Origin of the sequence: Kitasatospora sp. NPDC048715 (assembly GCF_043198905.1) — a bacterium.
GTDB lineage: Bacteria > Actinomycetota > Actinomycetes > Streptomycetales > Streptomycetaceae > Kitasatospora > Kitasatospora lactacystinica.
In genome coordinates this window covers 807220-827647 of the sequence record NZ_JBICVH010000001.1, presented here as the reverse complement: position 1 = coordinate 827647, position 20428 = coordinate 807220, and the positions used below count along the sequence as shown (strand labels likewise).

The following is a 20428-nucleotide window of genomic DNA, read 5'->3' as shown; positions in this document are numbered from 1 at the left end:
CGCACGCTCCGGCGGGCGCCCGGCACCGATCGGTGCCGGGCGCCCGCTTGTGTCCGGGCACCTGTGCGTCCGGGCGGAAGGGACCGAAAAGGGCCCGGCGGAAAGGACCGGAACACCGGATCCGCATTCGAACCGGCGTTCCCGGAAATGCATTCCCCGGGGCATTCGAAAAAGCGTGCAATTGACCCCGGCGCCATTTCTGGATGGGATGTTGACTTCCCTTCCGAAGGGCTCCCACCGCCATGCCTGTGCTCACGCGGCTGGTCCTGCCGCACGCCGCCCCCCGGGTGACCGCCGGCCGCCCCGCCGAGGACGAGGACGTCGTCTTCGGGCTGCTGCGCGCCCGCTGGCACGGCCGCGGCCTGGAGCTCACCGGCTTCGCCCGCCCGAAGGGCCAGGACACCGCCCGCCCCGGCTCCGCCTGGACCTGGCTGACCCTGCGCCACCAGAACCGGTCCCAGCCGCCGCTGCACCTGCGCTCCCGCCCCCGCCGGATGCCCGAGGTCACCGACGACAGCGCCCAGTCCGAGCACAACCACGACTGGTCCGGCTTCACCGCGCTGATAGCACCCGGCCGGCTGCGCCGCGGGGACCACTGGCTGCTCGGCGACTGGCGGATCGAGGCCACGCTCTTCACCCGCCCCCGCCCCGCCCGGGTGCGCCGCCGGTACGGCGCCCTCGCCCCGCACTGGTGCGGCTCCGGCGAGTACCCGCCGGCCCACTGGGTGGACGACGGCGTCCGGCTCCAGCCGTTCTTCGCCGACGGCCGGCTGCGGCTGCGGCTGGAGCGCCCGGCCGTCCGGATCACCCGCGCCACCCCCGCCCCCGACGGCCTGGACCTGGGCGGGGTCGCCGACGCCTGCCCCTCCGGCACCGTGCTGCGGCTGCGCCACCGGGAGAGCGACGCGGTGGTCGAGCAGCCGCTCGCCCGCACCGGCAACACCTTCACCGTCCGGGTGCCGTACCGGCCGTTCACCGCCGACGGGCGGGGCAGCGGCAGGCTGGAGCACTGGGACGCCGAACTGCTGCGCCCCGACGGCGGCACCGAACAGCTCTGCCTCGACGAGCGCGGCGGCCCGGTGGCCGGCCAGCACCCGCTGCCCGGCGTCCCGGACCGGGTGCTCTACCTCAAGCACCTCGCCGACGGCCGGCTCCAGCTCTGCGTCCAGCCCGCGGCCGGCCTGGTCGACCGGATCGCCGTACGGGACGGCGGCTTCGAACTGTCCGGCCGCTGCCCGGACCCGGCCGCGGACCGGCTGCAACTGGTGCTGCGGCACGCCGGCTCCGCGAGCGAGGTCCGCACCCCGGTCGCCACCGGCCCGGACGGCCGCTTCCGGGTCCGGGTGCCCGCCGCCCGGACCGGCTCGGACGGCGTCGCGCTGCCGCTGCGCAAGGGCGTCTGGGAGGCCGCCCTGGAGCCGGTCGCCCGCCCCGGGGACGGCCGGCCGCTGCTCGCCGCCCCCGCCGCGCTGTCCGCCGTCCCCGCCGCCACCACCGCCGGCGGCAAGCGGGTCCTGCTGCAGCGCCGGTGGCACGACACCCTGGTGGTGGACTCCACCCCGGTGCTCACCGCCACCGAGCGCAGCGCCTGGACGCAGCGCCGGCTGCGCACCGAGCGCTACCCGGCCGCCCGCCGCGCGCCACTGCGCGAGGCGGTGCTGTACGACGTGTTCGGCGGCCGCGGCTACGCCGACTCCCCGCGCGCGGTGCACACCGAACTCGTGCGCCGCAACGCCCGGTTGGAGCACCTGTGGGTGGTCGACGACGCCCAGGCCGAGGTGCCGCCCGGGATCGTCCCGGTGCGCAGCTGGAGCCCGGAGTGGTACCGCGCGCTGGCCACCTGCCGGTACCTGGTCGGCAACACCCACTTCCCGGACTTCCTGGAGCGCCGTCCCGGCCAGGTCGTCGTGCAGACCTGGCACGGCTCCCTGCTGAAGCGGATCGCCCACGACGTCGAGAGCCCCTGGCTGGCCGACCGCGGCTACCTGGCGGCGCTCGACCGGGAGACGCCGCAGTGGAGCCTGCTGCTCTCCCCCAGCCCGTTCGCCACCCCGATCCTGCGGCGCGCCTTCCGCTACGCCGGCGAGCTGCTGGAGTCCGGGTACCCGCGCAACGACGTGCTCGCCCGACCGGACCCGCGGACCGTCGCCGCCGTCCGCCGCCGGCTCGGCGTTCCCGAGGGCCGGCGGATCGTGCTGTACGCACCGACCTGGCGCGAGGACCAGCAGCGCGGCGACGGCGAGGGCTTCCGGCTCGACCTGCGGCTGGACCTCGACCACGCCCGGCGCCTGCTCGGGCCGGACCACGTGCTGCTGGTCCGCCCGCACGCGCACGTGCGCGAACCGCTGCCCGGCGCCGGCGACGGCTTCCTGTACGACTGCGGGGACTACCCCGACCCGCAGGAACTGCTGCTGGTCGCGGACGTCCTGGTGACCGACTACTCGTCGATCATGTTCGACTTCGCCATCACCGGCCGTCCGATGTACTTCTTCACCTACGACCTGGAGCACTACCGCGACACCCTGCGCGGCTTCTCCTTCGACTTCGAGGCGAACGCCCCCGGCCCGCTGGTGCCGACCTCGGCCGAACTGCTCGGCGCGCTGCGCGGACTCGCCGACGGCGACGGCGGACCGCCGCCCGACTACGCCGAGCGCTACCGGCGCTTCCGGGCCGAGCACTGCGCCCTGGACGACGGCCGCGCGGCCCGCCGGGTGGTCGACCGGATGCTCGAACTCGGCGGCCGGGGAGGCCGGGAGGCGGGGCCGGGCGGGGAGGCCGGGCGGCGGGGCTAGGCGGGAATGCGGGGCCAGGAGACGCCCAGGTTCACCCGAACGGGTAGCTCCGCCAGGGCCGCCAGACCTCGTCCGCGCCGAACCGGGAGAGGCCGAAGCCCTCCACCGGGAAGTCCGCCCGGAAGTCGCGCGCCTGCTCGTACGCCTGGTCCAGCACGTCGTCCGACAGTCCGTGGGCGACCGTCACGTGCGGGTGGTACGGGAAGGCCAGCTCGCGGGCCAGCGGGCCGGAGCGGATGTCCGCCTCCAGCAGCCGGCACTCCTGGGCGCCCTCCTCGACCCGGACGTACACCACCGGGGAGACCGGGCGGAAGGTCCCGCTGCCGTGCAGCAGCATCCGGAACGGGCGGTGCGCGGCCGCCACCGCCGCCAGGTGCTCCTCGATCTTCGGCAGCGCCTCGGCGGGCACCTCGGTCGGCGGCAGCAGGGTGACGTGGGTGGGTATCGACCGGGCCAGCGGATCGCCGTGCCCGGCCCGGGCGTCCTGGACCGCCGCGCCGTACGGGTCCGGGACGCTCACGGACACGCCGATGGTGACGACCTCGGGGAGGTCGCCACCACCGGGCAGGTGCGTGAGGGGAGTCACCGCTTGGCGGCCGGAAGGAAGCCGATCCGGTCGTACACCGTCTCCAGCGTCACCGACGCCACCGCGCGCGCCTTCTCGGCGCCGATCGCCAGCACCCGGTCCAGCTCCGCCGGGTCGTCCAGGAACACCCGGGTGCGCTCCTGGAAGGGGGTGACCCACTCGGCGAACAGCTCGGCCAGCTCGGTCTTCAGGGCGCCGTACATCTTGCCCTCGAAGTGCTCGACCAGCTGGTCCACCGACCGGCCGCTGAGCGCGGAGTGGATGCGCAGCAGGTTGGAGACGCCCGGCTTCTCCTCCTCGTCGTAGGAGACGACGGTGCCGGTGTCGGTGACGGCGCTCTTGAACTTCTTGGCGCTGACCTTCGACTCGTCCAGCAGGCCGACCAGGCCCTTGGCCGAGGAGGCCGACTTGCTCATCTTGATGCCCGGGTCCTGGAGGTCCATGATCTTCGCCGTCTCCTTGAGGATGTACGGCTTCGGGATCGTGAACGTGGGGGCGTAGCGCGAGTTGAACCGCTCGGCGATGTCGCGGGTGATCTCGACGTGCTGGCGCTGGTCCTCGCCGACCGGGACGGCGTCCGCCTGGTAGAGCAGGATGTCCGCGATCTGGAGGATCGGGTAGGTGAACAGGCCGACCGTGGTGCTCTCGGAGCCGTACCGGGAGGACTTGTCCTTGAACTGGGTCATCCGCGAGGCCTCGCCGAAGCCGGTGAGGCAGTTCATCACCCAGGCGAGCTGGGCGTGCTCGGGCACGTGCGACTGGACGAAGAGCGTGCAGTGGTCCGGGTCCAGGCCCGCGCCGAGCAGCTGGGCGGCGGAGATCCGGGTGTTCTCGCGCAGCGTCGCCGGGTCCTGCGGCACCGTGATCGCGTGCAGGTCGACGACCATGTAGAAGGCGTCGTTCTCCTTCTGCAGGTCGACCCACTGGCGCACCGCGCCCAGGTAGTTGCCGAGGTGGAACGAGCCGGAAGTGGGCTGGATGCCGGAGAGCACCCGGGGACGGTCCTTGGCCGGACCGGTGACCGCTGCGTTGACCATGCGCGCCATTGTTCCAGTTCCACCGCTCGCTCAGGAAACCTCCGCCCCCGGAGGTTCGGCCAGTGTGACCGCACTCACCCCGACCCGGGCGATCCTCCGGCCCTCGACCTTGGCCACCGTCAGCAACACCCCGCCGCCGCCCTCGACCGGAACGCGCACCTGGTCGCCGTCCCGGGGCAGCCGGCCGAGCGCGGCGACCAGGCAGCCCGCCACCGTCTCGTACGGACCCTCGGGCAGGGAGACGCCGGTCTCCTCGGCGAAGTCGCCGAGGTTGAGCAGGCCGTCCAGCTCGACGCCGCCGCCGGCCAGCCGGCGGGTGGGGGCGGCCTCCGGGCGGTCGTACTCGTCCCGGATCTCGCCGATCACCTCCTCGACCAGGTCCTCCAGGGTGACGATCCCGGCGGTGCCGCCGTACTCGTCCACCACGATGGCCAGGTGGTGGCCCTCCCGGCGCATCTCGCCCATCGCCTCCAGCACCAGCTTGGTGCCGGGCAGCAGCTTGACCGGGCGGGCCAGGTCGCGGACCTTGACGGCCTGCTCGCCGCGCGCGCCGTACAGGTCGCGGACGTGGACGAAGCCGACCACCGCGTCGGCGCTGCCCTCGACCACCGGGTAGCGCGAGTGCGGGGAGGTGTCGGCCTGGTGCCGCACGGCGGCCAGCGGGCGCTCGGCGTCCAGGAAGGTCACCTCGGTGCGCGGGACCATCACCTCGCGCAGCTGACGCTCTCCGGCGGAGAACACATCGGCGATCAACGCCCGTTCGTCGCTTCCGAGTTCGGTGTTGGCGGCGACCAGGCCGCGCAGTTCCTCGGAGCTCATCGAGCCGCGGCCCGCCGCCGGGTCGCCGCCGAGCAGCCGGACCATCAGGTTGGTGGAGTGGCCGAGCAGCCAGATCACCGGCCGCAGCACCACCGACATCACGTCCACCACCGGGGCGGCGATGACCGAGATGGACGCGGCGCGCTGCAGGCCGATCCGCTTGGGGGTCAGCTCGCCCAGCACCAGCGAGGCGTAGCTGATCACCAGGGTGAGGCCGACCAGGGCCACCGCGTCGGCCACGCCCGCGGACAGCCCGGCCCGGACGAACAGCGGGGCGACCTTGCCGGACAGGGTGTCCGCGCCGAAGGCGGCCGACAGGAAGCCCATGCAGGTCACGCCGACCTGGACGGCGGCCAGGAAGCGGTTGGGGTCGGCCGCCAGGTGCGCGGCCCGCGCCGCGCGCCGGGTGCCGAGCCCCTCCAGCGTCCGGATCTGGCCCTCGCGCAGCGAGATCAGCGAGATCTCGGCGACGTTGAACAACCCGCCCAGCAGGATGAAGACGAGGACGAGCGCGGCGTCCCCGAGTGTTTCGTTCACAGCGGGCCAGTGTAGGACCGCCGCTGCCGCGAGGACCCGGACACGACGGCGGCCCGCCGCTTCCGGGAGGGAAGCGGCGGGCCGCCGGCGGAACCGTGCGGGGCGGGCTCAGATGAGGCCCAGCTCCTGGACCGCGTCGCGCTCCTCGGTCAGCTCCTTGACCGAGGCGTCGATGCGGGCGCGCGAGAAGTCGGAGATCTCCAGGCCCTGGACGATCTCGAACTTGCCGTCCTTGGTGGTGACGGGGAAGGAGGAGATCAGGCCCTCCGGAACGCCGTAGGAGCCGTCGGAGACGACACCCATGGAGGTCCAGTCGCCCTCGGCGGTGCCGTTGACCCAGGTGTGGACGTGGTCGATGGCGGCGTTGGCGGCCGAGGCGGCCGAGGAGGCGCCGCGGGCGTCGATGATGGCGGCACCGCGCTTGGCGACGGTCGGGATGAAGTCGCCCTCCAGCCAGGCCAGGTCGCTGCCGACGGCCTCGAAGGCCGGCTTGCCGGCGATCTCGGCCTGGAAGATGTCCGGGTACTGGGTCGCGGAGTGGTTGCCCCAGATGGTGACGCGCTTGATGTCGGAGACCAGGGCGCCGGTCTTGGAGGACAGCTGGCCGACGGCGCGGTTGTGGTCCAGACGGGTCATCGCGGTGAAGCGCTCGGCCGGGACGTCCGGGGCGTTGCGCTGGGCGATCAGGGCGTTGGTGTTGGCCGGGTTGCCGACGACCAGGACCTTGATGTCGTCCGCGGCGTTGTCGTTGATGGCCTTGCCCTGCGGGCCGAAGATGCCGCCGTTGGCCGACAGCAGGTCGCCGCGCTCCATGCCCGCGGTGCGCGGACGGGCGCCGACCAGCAGCGCGACGTTGGCGCCGTCGAAGGCCACGTTCGGCTGGTCCGTGATCGTGATGTCGCGCAGCAGCGGGAAGGCGCAGTCGACGAGCTCCATGGCGGTGCCCTCGGCGGCCTTGAGGCCCTGCGGGATCTCCAGGAGGCGCAGGTTCACCGGCACGTCGGCACCGAGCAGGTGGCCCGAGGCGATGCGGAAGAGCAGCGCGTAGCCGATCTGGCCGGCTGCTCCGGTGATGGTGACGTTGACGGGGGTGCGGGTCATTTCTACCTTCTCCAGCAAATCGCCAGGCGCCCCAGGCACACCGGCACTGGAGCCAGGATGATCTCTCTCGACGTCGAGAGACCGGCGTCAGGTTATCGCAAAGGGAAGCGTATGCCCGGTGTCCCGGCGTGGCTGATGCGTCACAGAAGCAAGGCGGCCCCCGCCCGGGCCCTGGATTTCCACGGGACCGGGCGGGGGCCGTCGCAGGCCCCGCGGATCAGTGCCTGGGCCGGCCCATCAGCTGGCCGATGTTGTCGAGCAGCGGGATCTGCAGCCACGGGTTCGGCTGCGCCACCAGGGTCAGCAGCACGATCGAGATGCCCAGGAAGCTCAGCACGATCACGTCGGTGAAGCGGCTGCGCACCGCCAGCATCCCGACCTCGGGCAGCACCAGCCGCAGCACCGCGCCGAGCAGCACGCCGCAGCCGAGGATCAGCAGCCCGTACTTGAACCCGTCCTTGAAGTCGGCGAACCAGGTGACCGCGAGGCCGGCGCCGACGACCAGCAGGACCAGCGTGATCGGCCACTGCCGCACCGGCAGCGCGTGCTCGCGTCCGAGGGCCGCGGAGGCGCCCTCGGGCGGCAGGGTGCCGGTCGTCCTGACCGGCCTGCGGCGGGACCGTGCCGGTCGCGGTTCAGTCATGCTCGCCGTCCCTGGGGTGTCAGATGCCGGCGCGGCGCTCGGCCGCCTCGACGATGTTGTTGAGCAGCATCGCGCGGGTCATCGGGCCCACGCCGCCGGGGTTCGGGGAGATCCAGCCGGCCACCTCGGCCACCCCCGGGTGCACGTCGCCGACGATCTTGCCCTCGCTGCGGCTGACGCCCACGTCCAGCACCGCCGCGCCCGGCTTGACGTCCTCCGGCTTGACCAGGTGCGGCACGCCGGCGGCGGCCACGATGATGTCGGCCTTGCGCAGGTGGGCGCCGAGGTCCCGGGTGCCGGTGTGGCACAGGGTGACGGTGGCGTTCTCGCTGCGGCGGGTCAGCAGCAGGCCGATCGAGCGGCCGACGGTGATGCCGCGGCCGACCACGACCACCTCGGCGCCGTTGATCTCGACGTCGTGGCGGCGCAGCAGCTCGACGATGCCGAGCGGGGTGCACGGCAGCGGGCCCTCGATGCCCAGGGCGAGCCGGCCGAGCGAGGTCGGGTGCAGGCCGTCGGCGTCCTTGTCCGGGTCCATCAGCTCCAGGACCGGGTTCTGGTCCAGGCCCTTGGGCAGCGGCAGCTGAACGATGTAGCCGGTGCAGGACGGGTCGGCGTTGAGCTCGCGGACGACGTTCTCGACGTCCTCCTGGGTGGCGGTGGCGGGCAGCTCGCGCTGGATCGAGGCGATGCCGACCTCGGCGCAGTCCTTGTGCTTGCCGTTCACGTACCAGCGGCTGCCCGGGTCGTCGCCGACCAGGACGGTGCCGAGGCCGGGCGTGACGCCCTTCGCCTTGAGGACCGCCACGCGGGCGGCGAGTTCGGACTTGATCGCGGCGGCGGTGGCCTTGCCATCGAGAATCTGGGCAGTCATGACCCCATTCTCCCGGATCGCCGGGGGTCTCCGTACCGAGGGCGTCCGACCGCTGCCGCCGCGCTCGCGGGCGCGCTTGCGGGCCCGGTCCCGGGCGCTGTCCGGGGCGCGGCTCCGGCCCGGTCCCGGGCACGCCTCCGGGGTGGACGAACGGGTGAACGGACGGGTACGAAGGTCCGACGCACGTTGCGGTTGCGCCACAGTCTTGACGCGGCACACGGAACCGGCTGGACAGGGCGCCGCCGTCCGGATGACGATAAGCGCGCATTCCCGCCGCGATACCGGCCCGGTGACGGGCCGACGGACCCCGCGGCGGGGCGTACCCGGGGGAAAGAGCCAGTGAGCCGACCACAGCAGAACGAGCAGTCCGACCGCGGGGGCACCGTTCCGCCCGCGCCGTACCCGTCGGCCGCCTCGCACCCCTGACGCTCACCACGCTGCGAGCCGCGGCGCCCGTCACCGCCGCCGGGCCGTTCCCCGCTCCGCCGACGTCCCCCTCGGCCGGTGACCCGACTCACCGACCGGGACCGTCGGCGTCCCGTCCCCGCGTCCCCGTAACTGCCCGGAGGCATCCATGACGTACCCGCCCGACCCGAACAACCCGTACGGCCAGCCGCCGGCCGCCCCGGGCTACGGCTACCCGCAGCAGGCCCCGCCGCAGGCCGCCCCGGGCTACGGCTACCCGCAGCAGGCCCCGGCCTACGGATATGCGCCGATGGTCCCGCCGTCCATGCCGGGCCTGATGACCACCGCCCGGGTGCTGCTGTTCATCGTCGGCGGCGTCCAGACGCTCGCCGCGATCTCCTACGTGATCATCGGGGCGGCGGCCAAGGACGTCACCAACGCCGCCAGCCGGACCACCAGCGACGACAACCCGTTCACCGCGCTGGGCGACGCCGCCGCCGGTGTCCTGCTCGTCGTCGGTGTGCTGTTCGGGCTGTTCGCCGCGCTCTCCATCACGCTCGGTGTGAAGTTCGGCAAGGGCGGCAACGCCGTCCGCGTCACCACCATCGTGTACGGCTCGCTGGGCGCCCTGGTCGGCCTGCTGATCCTGCTCGGCGCCATCTCCGGCGGCACCGCGGTCGGCCTGGTGATGGCCCTGCTCTGGCTGGCGATCAGCATCATCTGGATCACCGCCATGTGCGTCCAGGACGGCGTCAACTGGTTCAACCGGCCGCGTTACTGACCGGCCCGCACGAACGACGCAGAGCGGCCCGGCTCCCTCCTCGGAGGGGGCCGGGCCGCTCTGTCGTGCCGTCACACCGTCACGCCGTCACGCCGTCGGCGGTACCGGTGGAATCGGCGGGATCAGTGGAAGAAGTGCCGCGCGCCGGTGAAGTACATGGTCACGCCGGCCTCGGCGGCCGCCGCGACGACCTCCTCGTCCCGGATCGAGCCGCCGGGCTGGACGATCGCCCTGACACCGGCCGCGATCAGGATCGCCGGGCCGTCCGCGAACGGGAAGAAGGCGTCCGAGGCCGCGTAGGCGCCCTTGGCGCGCTCGCCGGCCCGCTCGACCGCGAGCTTGCAGGAGTCCACCCGGTTGACCTGGCCCATGCCGACGCCGACCGAGGCGCCGTCCTTGGCCAGCAGGATCGCGTTGGACTTGACGGCCCGGCAGGCCCGCCAGGCGAAGGCCAGCTCGGCCAGCTCGTCGGCGGTCAGCGCCTCACCGCTGGCGAGGGTCCAGTTCGCCGGGTCGTCGCCCTCGGCGTGCACCCGGTCGGCGTCCTGGAGCAGCACGCCGCCGGAGATCGGGCGCACCTCCTGGCGGTTGGCCGGGGCCTCGGGGGCGAGCAGCACCCGCAGGTTCTTCTTGCGGGTGAGCACCTCCAGGGCGCCCTCCTCGTAGCCGGGGGCCACCACGACCTCGGTGAAGATCGGGGCGATCTGCTCGGCCAGCGCGACGGTGACCGGGCGGTTGACGGCGATCACGCCGCCGTACGCGGAGACCGGGTCGCACTCGTGCGCCTTGCGGTGCGCCTCGGCGACGTCGGCGCCGGTCCCGATGCCGCACGGGTTGGCGTGCTTGATGATCGCGACGGCCGGCTCGGCGTGGTCGTAGGCGGCGCGGCGGGCGGCGTCGGTGTCGACGTAGTTGTTGTACGACATCTCCTTGCCGTGCAGCTGCTGCGCGCCGGCCAGGCCTCCCGTGCCGTCGCTGTAGAGCGCGGCGCCCTGGTGCGGGTTCTCGCCGTAGCGCAGCACGTTCTGCCGCTCCCAGGTCGAGCCGAGGAACTCGGGGAAGTGCTCGTCGCTGGGGGCGTAGCCGTCCTCGAACCAGGAGGCGACGGCCACGTCGTAGGCGGCGGTGTGGGCGAACGCGGCACCGGCCAGGCGCTTGCGGGTGGCCAGGTCGAAGCCGCCCTCCTGCGCCGCCTTCAGCACGTCGCCGTAGCGGGCCGGGTCGACCACCACGGCCACCGAGGGGTGGTTCTTGGCGGCGGCGCGGACCATGCTCGGGCCGCCGATGTCGATCTGCTCGACGCACTCGTCCGGGGTGGCGCCGGAGGCGACGGTGGCCTTGAACGGGTAGAGGTTCACGACGACCAGGTCGAAGGGCTCGACGCCGAGCTCGGCCAGCTGGGCGCGGTGCGACTCCAGCCGCAGGTCGGCCAGCACGCCGGCGTGCACCCGGGGGTGCAACGTCTTCACGCGCCCGTCCAGGCACTCCGGGAAGCCGGTCAGCTCGGAGACCTCGGTCACCGGGACACCGGCGGCGGCGATCCGGCCGGCGGTGGAGCCGGTGGAGACGATGGCGACCCCGGCGGCGTGCAGGCCCTGGGCCAGCTCCTCCAGACCGGTCTTGTCGTACACGCTGATCAGCGCGCGACGGATCGGACGGACGTTCTCCGAAACGGGCGTGGTGGAGCTGGCACTCATGCCGGAATCCATACCTTTCGGTCCTCGATGCGGTGACCTTCGCGGGCCAGCCGGCCCACGACGTCGACGAGCAACTGGCGCTCGACAGTCTTGATGCGCTCGTGCAGCGCTTCGCCGCCATCGGCGTGGTCGGCGTCGACGACCTCGACGACGCCCTGCGCGATGATCGGCCCGGTGTCCACGCCGGAGTCGACCAGGTGGACGGTGCAGCCGGTGACCTTCACGCCGTACGCGAGCGCGTCGGTGACGCCGTGGGCGCCGGGGAAGGAGGGCAGCAGCGCGGGGTGGGTGTTGACGGTCCGCCCGGCGAAGGCGGCGATGAACTCGGGGCCGAGGATCTTCATGAAACCGGCCGTGACCACCAGGTCCGGCTGGTACTCGGCGACGGAGGCGGTCAGCGCGCGGTCCCAGGCGGCCCGGTCCGGGTGGTCCTTCACCCGGTGGACGAAGGTCGGCAGGCCCGCCTTCCCGGCGCGCTCCAGGCCCGCGATCCCGTCCCGGTCCGCGCCGACGGCGAGGATCTCGGCGCCGTAGGCCGGGTCGGCGACGGCGTCGATCAGCGCCTGCAGGTTGGTGCCGGAGCCGGAGACCAGCACCACCAGGCGGGCCGGTCCGGGCGTACGGGGCGGGAAGTGCTGGGCGGGGGCGGCGGCCACTGCGCGTCTCTCCGTAGGTCGGGCGCCGTCCGCTGGTACGTCCACCGGTGGTGGGGCCACTACGAACGGCAGGTCGAGCGAGGGGGAACTCCAGGGAAATCCGCCGCGACGCGGGCCCCGGGGAACCTCTGTGGGCTGCTGACCGTCACCACGATAACGGCTGGTCGGAGGGCCTCCGCACCCTCCCGGCGGCGCTACGCGCGTAGTTGAGACGGGGATCTCCTCCGGCCCACCGCACCGGAGTTGCCCCGGGCCGCACCGGCCCCGGCGTCCCCGCCCGCCCCGCGGCACCGGGCCGCCGGTGGCCCGACGGACGACTGCGGGATCATTGGGGGCGCGGGAGACCGCTCCGACGCGAGAACCTCCGAACGAGCCCCGACCGAGAAGGAATGGCTGAACCCATGAGCAGCGGCGACGACACCGGCGAGCGCAACCCCTTCGCGCCGCCGCCGGCGGATGCCCCGGACCAGCCGTGGCAGCCGCGCAGCCCCTGGGCCGGCGGAGGTCACGGCTCCGACGGCCAAGCGGGCCCCACCGGGCAGGGCGGCCCCACCGGGCAGGGCGGCTCCGACGGCAGGGGCGGCGAGCGTCCGCAGCTGCCGCCGCAGTGGGGCCCCGGCGACGGCCGCACCGGCCAGCGACCGCCGTCCCCGCAGCCGCCCCGGCTCGACCTCGCCGATCCGGCCCACCGCAAGGCCCGCAACGCGGCGCTGGCCGGGCCGTTCGCCCTGGTCTGCCTGTTCGCGGGGTTCCACTGGATCGCCCTGCTGATCGGGGCGCTCGGCATCGTCTGGGGCGTCGGCGCGCTGCGGACCCGGCGGCCCGCCCCGTCCGCCACCGTCGCCGGGCCGGCCGGGCCGCTCCCCGCGGCCCCCGCCCCGAACCCGCTCACCCCGGCGGCGCTCGCCGGCATCCTGACCGGTGCGATGACCATCGTGGTCGCGACCTCGGTGATCGGCCTCGGGTACCACTACCGCGACTACGTCACCTGCGTCCAGGACTCGCTGACCAGCGTCGGCGCCCAGAACTGCGACCGGTACGCGCCGCAGTGGTACGTGGACTTCACCGGGAACACCGAGTAGCCGGACCTCCGGGTCCGCCCGGTCCCCCGGCCCCGGTCAGTCGTCGAGGCCCGGTCGGTCGTCGAGGCCCGCGCGGTCGTCCGGGTCCCGCCCGTCGGGGCCCGGTCCGCCGGCGGCGGGCCCGGCACCCGGCTCCGAAAGCCGCAGCACGAGGGCGTACGTACGGGCGCGCAGCCCCAGCGCACCCCGGCGGGCCTGGCGCGCGAGCCGGGCGTACACGCCCACGCCGTCCGCCGGGCCCAGCATCCGGTACCGGACCAGCAACGCGCCCGGGACGGCGACCAGCGCGATCCAGCCCGCCGCCGCCGGACCCGTCCACGGCAGCGGCCCCACCCACGCCAGCCGCTCCCCCGCCAGCGCCCCGCCGGAGAGCCGGCCCAGCACCGCCGCCCCGGCCCCGACCCACAGCGCCGCCGCCAGCGCGGCCACCACCGTCGCGGCCGGCGTCCAGGGCTCGGGCCGCTCCCCGGCCCCCGCCCCGGAGACCGGCAGCCGCCGGCCCGCCGCCGCACGGCCCAGCAGCACCGCCGGCACCACCCCGGCCAGCAGCGGCAGGACCGACGCCGCGAGCCGCCAGCCGCCCGGCCCGTCCGCCGGCAGCAGGGCGAACAGCGGGAACTCGGGCACCGGGCCCAGCACCGCACCGGTCGGCGACACCACCGTCCCGGTGCCGAGCGCGAAGCCCGGCCCCAGCGCGTACGCCGCACCCCACAGCACCGCGTTCGGCAGCAGCGCCAGCGCGAGCAGCACCAGCCCCACCAGTGCGACGGGCCCGCCGCCGAGCAGCGCCATCCCGCGCCCACCGCCCGCCACCGCGTCCAGCACCGCCGAGAACACCACCAGCAGACCGCCCGCCGCGACCAGCCCGGCCCCGGCCGCCAGCGCCGCGGCCCGTACCACCGGCGCACCGTCGACCGGGCGGTACGGCAGCGGGAGGCGGTCCAGCGGGGAGTCGACCGGCACGTCCAGGACGGCCACCGAGCGGGCCCCCGCGGCCGTCGCCAGGCCCGCCACCAGCGCCACCACCAGCACGTCCAGCAGCACCCGGCTGCGGAACGGCCCGGTGGCCGCGCAGTGCAGCGCCACCGCGAAGGCCACCGCGCAGTACCCCGCCCACACCGCCACCGGACCGCCCCAGCGCGGGCGCGGCCCCCGCCGCGCGGCCACCCCGGCGGCCGCGCGGTAGAGCCGGACCACGGCCAGCGCGCCGAGCAGCAGCGGAGTGACCGTCAGCGGGGCGTCCGCCGGCCCGCGCAGCAGCGGCGCTCCGTGCCCCAGCAGCCAGAGCGCCCCCGCCAACCGGGTGACAACGGCCGCGCCGTCGTCCGCGTACGGCGTCGCCACCCAGAGCCCGAGCACCGGCGCCCCGACCACCGCCAGGCCGACCAACGCCGTCCGTACACCCGCCAACAGGTCGGCCAGCGCGGGGCGTCCGCCCAATTCACCGGGCGACTCCAGGATCGGACGGCCCATCAGCTGCGTCATGGGCCACATGGTGCCAAGGCGACTCGCCATGCTCCGTGAAGCGCCAAACCGCCGCCGTGTCCCAGATTATTGGCTTATGCGCATTTTCAGACCTTGCCCCCAAGCCGCCGGCGCCCCGGCCCGGAGCGTCTGATGGCCACGCCACCCACCGCCGACTCCCCCACTCCGGAGCGCCACCGCAGGCCCGCCCGCGCCGAGACCGACCCGGGCCGCCTGCTGCGGAAGCTGACCCCCCGTGAGGCCCAGACCCTGGCCCACCTCGCCGCCGGCCACGACCTCCCCCGCACCGCCGCCACCCTCGGGGTCACCCCCACCACCGCCCGCAGCTACCTCCAGCGCGCGATGCGCAAGCTCGGCACCCGCACCGCGGCGGAGGCACTCGCCCTGCTGGCCGGCACGCCGCCGCGCCCCCAGGACCCCGGCCCGACCGGACACCCGGCGAACTTCGCCGGCCTCGACCCGGCCGACCCGGCCGACCCGGGCCCGGCCCCGGATGCCGGGCTCCCACCGGCCGAACCGGTCCTCCTACGGCCGGACCCGGGCTCCTCCGCCCCGGCCGCCCCCGGTTCCGTGGCGGGAGCAGACCGCCCGCGGGCCGACGCGGCAACGGACGGGGAGGCGACCGGAAAGCGGAGCCGCACCCGAGCCGGGAGACCCGCCCCGGGACCCTCGGGCGGCACCCGGCGGGCGGCCCCGGCCGGGCAGCCCCGGCAGGCCGCCGACGGGCCGACGGCCGACGGGAGGAGCGCCGCCCCCGGGCGCGCGCAGGAGCCACGCACGCCCGGGGGCCGGCCAGGAGCCGCCGCCCTCCAGGCACCTCCGGCCGCGGCGGCGGACGACGGGCGGCGTCAGCCGACCGACACCGGCCACCCGCCGACGGCCCCCGGGGACCCCGACCGGCCCGGCGGCACGCCCGGCACTCCCGGTGCCTCCGCCGCCGGGCCGGCCGGGCAGGCGAGCGCTCCGACCGCGGACGCGGCCGGTGGAGGCGGGTCGGAGGAGGCCCCCGCCGGCCCGGCCGCCGGCCACGGCGACACGCCGCACCACGCCCCGGCCGCACCCGAACCGGACACCGGGCCGGACGCCGGACGGCCACCGGCCGCCGAACCCGACCGGGCGCGGACGGCACGGCCGGAGCCGCAGAACCCTGCCGCCGCCAGTCCCGGCCGGGCGGCGCTGGCCGCCGCCGCTCCCTCGGGCGCGGACGACGACCTCGACGCCGAGCCCCCGGCGATGGGCTTCGACGAGCTCTACGAGACCGCGCACACCCGGCTGGTGCAGCAGGTGTTCCTGCTGACCGCCTGCCGGCACCGGGCGGTGCACTGCGTGCGGCGGGCGTTCGGCGAGGCCCGGCGGTGCTGGGGCACGGCCGCCGGTTCGGGGAACCCGGAGGGCTGGGTACGGGCGCGCGCCTGCGAGCTGGCGCTGTCCCCGTGGCACCGGGGCGGCCCCCGGCGGGCGCACGCGTGGGGGCTGCCGCACCGGCGGATCAAGGTGCGGCCGGCCGACGAGACCCAGGCGGTGCTGCCGGACCACGACCGGCTGACCGACCGGGACCGGGCGCTGCTGAAGGCGCTCAAGCGGCTGTCCCGCCCCCAGCGCCGGGCGCTGGTGCTGCACGACGGGCTGGGGCTGCCGGCCGCGGCGGTCGCGGTGGAGGTGGAGTCCTCCCGGGCGGCGGCCGAGGGGCGGGTGTGGGCCGCCCGGGCGGCGCTGGCCGCGTGGGTGCCGGACCTGGTCGGGCCGGACCCGGCGGCACCGGGCTTCGCGGACGGGCTGTGCGGGCTGCTCCACCGGGCGGCGGTGCGCGGCTGTCCGGAGCCGCACCGGACGCCGGTGCCGGTGCTGCGGGCCCGGTACCGGCTCCGGACGGCGAGCCGGACGGGCGCGGCGGCGCTGCTGACGGTCGCGGTGGGCGGGGCGACGTTGGCGACCCTGGCGGGGGTGCGCCCCGCGGAGCTGTTCCGGCCGACCACCCCGCCGGCGCCCACGCTCTGCCTGGCCGCCACCGCGGCGCAGGCGGCGGAGCCGGCCGTGCCGCTGCTGCCCGACGGGGCGCCGAACGGCATCACCAGCATCTGGTGCAGCCCGGCGCCCGGGTTGGAGGCCGTCCTGGTGGATCCGCAGCCCCAGGCGGTCGCGCGCTGGGAGCTGCCGCCGGCGGCCCGGGGCGCCGCTCCGCCGCCGCAGGGCCCGGCGGCCTGCCGGCAGTGGTCGCCGCTGCCCTGCACCACGGGGCCGGGGCGGCACTGAGCCGCGAACGGCGAGCGCCCCCGCCCGGGAGGGCGGGGGCGCTCGTCACGCGCGGGGCGGGATCAGGCCTGGGCGGCGATGATCTCGCGGGCCAGGCGGGCGGTCTCGGACGGCGTCTTGCCGACCTTGACACCGGCGGCCTCGAGGGCCTCCTTCTTGGCCTGGGCGGTGCCCGAGGAGCCGGAGACGATGGCGCCGGCGTGGCCCATGGTCTTGCCCTCGGGGGCGGTGAAGCCCGCGACGTAGCCGACGACCGGCTTGGTGACGTGCTCGGCGATGTAGGCCGCGGCACGCTCCTCGGCGTCGCCACCGATCTCACCGATCATGACGATGATCTCGGTCTCCGGGTCCTCCTGGAAGGCCTTGAGGGCGTCGATGTGGGTGGTCCCGATGACCGGGTCACCGCCGATGCCCACGGCCGAGGAGAAGCCGATGTCGCGCAGCTCGTACATGAGCTGGTAGGTCAGGGTGCCCGACTTCGAGACCAGACCGATCTTGCCGGAGCTGGTGATGTCGGCCGGGATGATGCCGGCGTTCGACTGTCCGGGGCTGATCAGGCCGGGGCAGTTCGGGCCGATGATGCGGGTCTTGTTGCCCTTGGCACCGGCGTGCGCCCAGAAGGCGGCGGTGTCGTGCACCGGGACGCCCTCGGTGATGACGACGGCCAGGCCGATCTCGGCGTCGATGGCCTCGACGACGGCGGCCTTGGTGAAGGCCGGCGGCACGAAGAGGACGGAGACGTCGGCCCCGGTCTTCTCCATCGCCTCGGCGACGGAGCCGAAGACCGGGATCTCGGTGCCGTCGACGTCGACCGTGGTGCCGGCCTTGCGCGGGTTCACGCCGCCGACGATCTGGGTGCCGGAGGCGAGCATGCGGCGGGTGTGCTTCATGCCCTCGGCGCCGGTCATGCCCTGGACGATGACCTTGCTGTCCTTGGTAAGGAAGATAGCCATGGTGTTAAGTCCCCTTCCTTACTTGTTGGCCAGCTCGGCGGCGCGGTCAGCGGCGCCGTCCATGGTGTCCACGCGCTGGACCAGCGGGTGGTTGGCGTCGTCGAGGATCTTGCGACCCAGCTCCGCGTTGTTGCCGTCCAGACGGACGACCAGCGGCTTGGTGACGTTCTCGCCCTTGCCCTCCAGGAGCGCGAGGGCCTGCACGATGCCGTTGGCGACCGCGTCGCACGCGGTGATGCCGCCGAAGACGTTGACGAAGACCGACTTGACGTCGGGGTCGCCCAGGATGATCTCCAGGCCGTTCGCCATGACCTCGGCGGAGGCGCCGCCACCGATGTCGAGGAAGTTGGCGGGCTTGACGCCGCCGTGGTTCTCACCGGCGTACGCGACCACGTCGAGGGTGCTCATGACGAGGCCCGCGCCGTTGCCGATGATGCCGACCTGGCCGTCGAGCTTGACGTAGTTCAGGCCCTTGGCCTTGGCGGCGGCCTCCAGCGGGTTGGCCGCGGCCTTGTCCTCCAGGGCCTCGTGCTCGGGCTGGCGGAACTCGGCGTTCTCGTCCAGGGAGACCTTGCCGTCGAGCGCGATGATCTTGCCCTCGCCGGACTTGATCAGCGGGTTGACCTCGACGAGGAGGGCGTCCTCCTTGATGAAGACGGTCCACAGCTTCTGCAGGACCTCGGCGACCTGGTCGGCGACCTCGGCCGGGAACTTCGCCGCGGCGACGATCTCGGCGGCCTTCTCCGGGGTGCAGCCCTCGTTGGCGTCGACCGGGATCTTGGCGAGCGCCTCGGGGTTCTGCTCGGCGACGACCTCGATCTCCACGCCGCCCTCGACGCTGGCCATGGCCAGGAAGGTGCGGTTGGTGCGGTCCAGCAGGAACGAGACGTAGTACTCGTCCTTGATGTCCGCGGTCTGGGCCAGCATCACCTTGTGAACGGTGTGGCCCTTGATGTCCATGCCGAGGATCTGCTCGGCCTTGGCGACGGCGTCCGCCGGGTCGGCGGCGAGCTTGACGCCGCCGGCCTTGCCTCGGCCACCCACCTTCACCTGAGCCTTGACGACGGCGCGGCCGCCGAAGCGCTCCGCGATGGCGGCAGCGTCTGCGGCGGTCTCGATGACATCGCCGTCAAGCACGGGCACACCGTGCTTGGCGAAGAGGTCCCTCGCCTGGTACTCGAACAGGTCCACGTGTTTGTCCTTGTTCGTGGTCGCGGATTGTGTCTCTACGAGCGTGCCACGGCAGGATCTTCGCTGCGGGTCGTCGGGGCGGTGCGGGTACGCAGAGGTACGGCCTTGCGGCCCACACAGCCACGGGCGCTCACGTCAATCAACACGCGCGTCACGTCCGTCTGGCAGGTTATCCCCGCGGGACGGGACTGTTCCGCCCGGGGCCTGCCCGGCATGGGTGAGAACCGTCACAGAATGCCCAGGAGGGACGGGGTGGGCGGCCGGTCCACCGATCGGTCCGATTAGCGCGTTCAGGTGAATCCCTCACCCCCCCTGGGCGGCCCCCCTGATCAGGTTCTGCGGGATCGGGCGCTTCTCGATCGCCGCCGCCATGATCTCCGGGAACGCGTCCGGGGTGCAGGCGAAGGCCGGCGCGCCGAGCGAGGCCAGCGCGGCGGCGTGCGCGTGGTCGTACGCCGGGGCCCCCTCGTCGGAGAGCGCGAGCAGGGCGATGAACTGGACGCCGGCCGCCTTCATCGCGGCGACCCGCTTGAGCATGCCGTCCCGGATGCCGCCCTCGTACAGGTCGCTGATCAGCACCACGACGGTCTCGGAGGGCCGGGTGATCTTCGACTGGCAGTAGGCCAGGGCGCGGTTGATGTCGGTGCCGCCGCCGAGCTGGGTGGCGAACAGGACGTCGACCGGGTCGGTGAGCTGTTCGGTGAGGTCGACCACCGAGGTGTCGAAGACGACCAGCCGGGTGTCCAGGGTGCGCATCGAGGCGAGCACCGCGCCGAAGACCGCCGAGTGGACCACCGAGGGCGCCATCGAGCCGGACTGGTCGATGCAGAGGATGACGTCCTTCTTCACGGCGCGCTGGGCGCGGGCGTAGCCGACCAGCCGCTCGGGGACGACGGTGCCGTGCTCGGGCAGGTAGTTCTTCAGGTTGGCCCGGATGGTGCGGTCCCAGTCGATGTCGCGGTGGCGGGGACGGTTGACCCTGGCACTGCGGTCCAGGGCGCCGCCGAGCGTGGCCCGGGTGCGGTCGGCGAGCCGGCGCTCCAGATCGGCGACCACCTTGCCGACCACCGCCCGGGCGGTCTCCCGGGTGGTCTCGGGCAGCGCGTGCTTGAGCGACAGCAGGGTGCCGACCAGGTGCACGTCCGGCTCGACGGCCTCCAGCATCTCCGGCTCCAGCAACAGCCGGTCCAGGCCGAGCCGGGTGATCGCGTCCTGCTGCATCAGCTGCACCACGGTGGAGGGGAAGTACTCGCGGATGTCACCCAGCCAGCGGGCCACCTGCGGGGCCGAACCGCCCAGCCCGGCACCGCGGCGGCCGGTGCGCCCGGCCCGGGCGCCCTCCTCGGGGGCGCCGCGGTAGAGCGCGGCGAGGGCGCCGTCCATCGCGGCGTCGCGGCCGCGCAGGGCGCAGCCGGTGCCGTCGGCCTCGCCGCCGAGCACCAGCCGCCAGCGGCGCAGCCGTTCGTCGGTCGTGGGCGCTGCCATCTCGTCCTCCTTCAGCGGGTCCTGCGGTGGGGCAGGCGTTCGGTGCGGTGG

16 protein-coding genes are annotated in these 20428 nt (G+C 74.5%); 4 read left to right on the top strand and 12 right to left on the bottom strand.

What is annotated here, in order from left to right:
• Nucleotides 1–242 precede the first annotated feature (242 nt).
• Nucleotides 243–2792, top strand: coding sequence for a CDP-glycerol glycerophosphotransferase family protein (locus tag ACGFSC_RS03830; RefSeq protein ID WP_359915478.1), 2550 nt, complete (start codon nt 243–245; stop codon nt 2790–2792).
• A gap of 31 nt (nt 2793–2823) precedes the next feature.
• Here the strand turns inward: ACGFSC_RS03830 and ACGFSC_RS03825 are convergent, their stop codons facing one another.
• The 6 genes from ACGFSC_RS03825 to ACGFSC_RS03800 form a co-directional block, all read right to left on the bottom strand.
• A complete protein-coding gene (locus ACGFSC_RS03825; protein ID WP_359915476.1) occupies nt 2824–3378 on the bottom strand; it encodes a 2'-5' RNA ligase family protein in 555 nt (184 codons plus the stop codon).
• Complete coding sequence (gene trpS / locus ACGFSC_RS03820; protein ID WP_359915480.1) at nt 3375–4370, bottom strand: tryptophan--tRNA ligase; 996 nt, start codon at nt 4368–4370, stop codon at nt 3375–3377. The genes ACGFSC_RS03825 and trpS overlap by 4 nt, the downstream gene beginning before the upstream one ends.
• Nucleotides 4371–4445: 75 nt before the next feature.
• Entirely contained in the window at nt 4446–5771 is a 1326-nt protein-coding gene (locus tag ACGFSC_RS03815) for a hemolysin family protein (RefSeq protein ID WP_359915475.1), read from the bottom strand.
• A gap of 108 nt (nt 5772–5879) precedes the next feature.
• The gene (locus ACGFSC_RS03810) at nt 5880–6872 is read right to left on the bottom strand and encodes a malate dehydrogenase (RefSeq protein WP_359915194.1); all 993 of its coding nucleotides are present in this window, start codon (nt 6870–6872) and stop codon (nt 5880–5882) included.
• Between the two features lie 217 nt (nt 6873–7089).
• The gene (locus tag ACGFSC_RS03805; protein WP_359915192.1) at nt 7090–7515 is read right to left on the bottom strand and encodes a DUF3017 domain-containing protein; all 426 of its coding nucleotides are present in this window, start codon (nt 7513–7515) and stop codon (nt 7090–7092) included.
• A 19-nt stretch (nt 7516–7534) separates the two neighbouring features.
• Complete coding sequence (locus tag ACGFSC_RS03800; RefSeq protein WP_359915190.1) at nt 7535–8389, bottom strand: bifunctional methylenetetrahydrofolate dehydrogenase/methenyltetrahydrofolate cyclohydrolase; 855 nt, start codon at nt 8387–8389, stop codon at nt 7535–7537.
• A gap of 574 nt (nt 8390–8963) precedes the next feature.
• Between ACGFSC_RS03800 and ACGFSC_RS03795 the strand changes: the two genes are divergently transcribed.
• Nucleotides 8964–9575, top strand: coding sequence for a hypothetical protein (locus ACGFSC_RS03795; RefSeq protein ID WP_359915188.1), 612 nt, complete (start codon nt 8964–8966; stop codon nt 9573–9575).
• Nucleotides 9576–9697: 122 nt separating this feature from the next.
• Here the strand turns inward: ACGFSC_RS03795 and purH are convergent, their stop codons facing one another.
• Nucleotides 9698–11272: a bifunctional phosphoribosylaminoimidazolecarboxamide formyltransferase/IMP cyclohydrolase gene (gene purH / locus ACGFSC_RS03790; protein WP_359915187.1), complete on the bottom strand. Its 1575-nt coding sequence runs from the start codon at nt 11270–11272 to the stop codon at nt 9698–9700.
• The gene (gene purN, locus ACGFSC_RS03785) at nt 11269–11928 is read right to left on the bottom strand and encodes a phosphoribosylglycinamide formyltransferase (RefSeq protein WP_359915185.1); all 660 of its coding nucleotides are present in this window, start codon (nt 11926–11928) and stop codon (nt 11269–11271) included. Before purN ends, purH begins: the two co-directional genes overlap by 4 nt.
• Before the next feature lie 401 nt (nt 11929–12329).
• Between purN and ACGFSC_RS03780 the strand changes: the two genes are divergently transcribed.
• Nucleotides 12330–13010, top strand: a complete 681-nt coding sequence (locus ACGFSC_RS03780) for a hypothetical protein (protein WP_359915183.1) — start codon at nt 12330–12332, stop codon at nt 13008–13010.
• Nucleotides 13011–13046: 36 nt separating this feature from the next.
• Here the strand turns inward: ACGFSC_RS03780 and ACGFSC_RS03775 are convergent, their stop codons facing one another.
• Nucleotides 13047–14495 carry a DUF6350 family protein gene (locus tag ACGFSC_RS03775; RefSeq protein WP_359915181.1) on the bottom strand — a complete coding sequence of 483 codons (1449 nt, stop codon included), beginning with the start codon at nt 14493–14495 and terminating at the stop codon, nt 13047–13049.
• 132 nt (nt 14496–14627) lie between these two features.
• Between ACGFSC_RS03775 and ACGFSC_RS03770 the strand changes: the two genes are divergently transcribed.
• Nucleotides 14628–16748 carry a LuxR C-terminal-related transcriptional regulator gene (locus ACGFSC_RS03770; RefSeq protein WP_359915179.1) on the top strand — a complete coding sequence of 707 codons (2121 nt, stop codon included), beginning with the start codon at nt 14628–14630 and terminating at the stop codon, nt 16746–16748.
• Nucleotides 16749–16810: 62 nt separating this feature from the next.
• On the opposite strand, the gene sucD is transcribed toward ACGFSC_RS03770, so the two are convergent.
• From sucD to ACGFSC_RS03755, 3 genes are all read right to left on the bottom strand, one after another.
• The gene (sucD, locus tag ACGFSC_RS03765; protein ID WP_359911288.1) at nt 16811–17701 is read right to left on the bottom strand and encodes a succinate--CoA ligase subunit alpha; all 891 of its coding nucleotides are present in this window, start codon (nt 17699–17701) and stop codon (nt 16811–16813) included.
• A gap of 18 nt (nt 17702–17719) precedes the next feature.
• Nucleotides 17720–18892: an ADP-forming succinate--CoA ligase subunit beta gene (gene sucC / locus ACGFSC_RS03760; protein WP_359911285.1), complete on the bottom strand. Its 1173-nt coding sequence runs from the start codon at nt 18890–18892 to the stop codon at nt 17720–17722.
• Between the two features lie 303 nt (nt 18893–19195).
• A complete protein-coding gene (locus ACGFSC_RS03755; RefSeq protein WP_359911282.1) occupies nt 19196–20377 on the bottom strand; it encodes a VWA domain-containing protein in 1182 nt (393 codons plus the stop codon).
• Between the last annotated feature and the right edge of the window lie 51 nt (nt 20378–20428).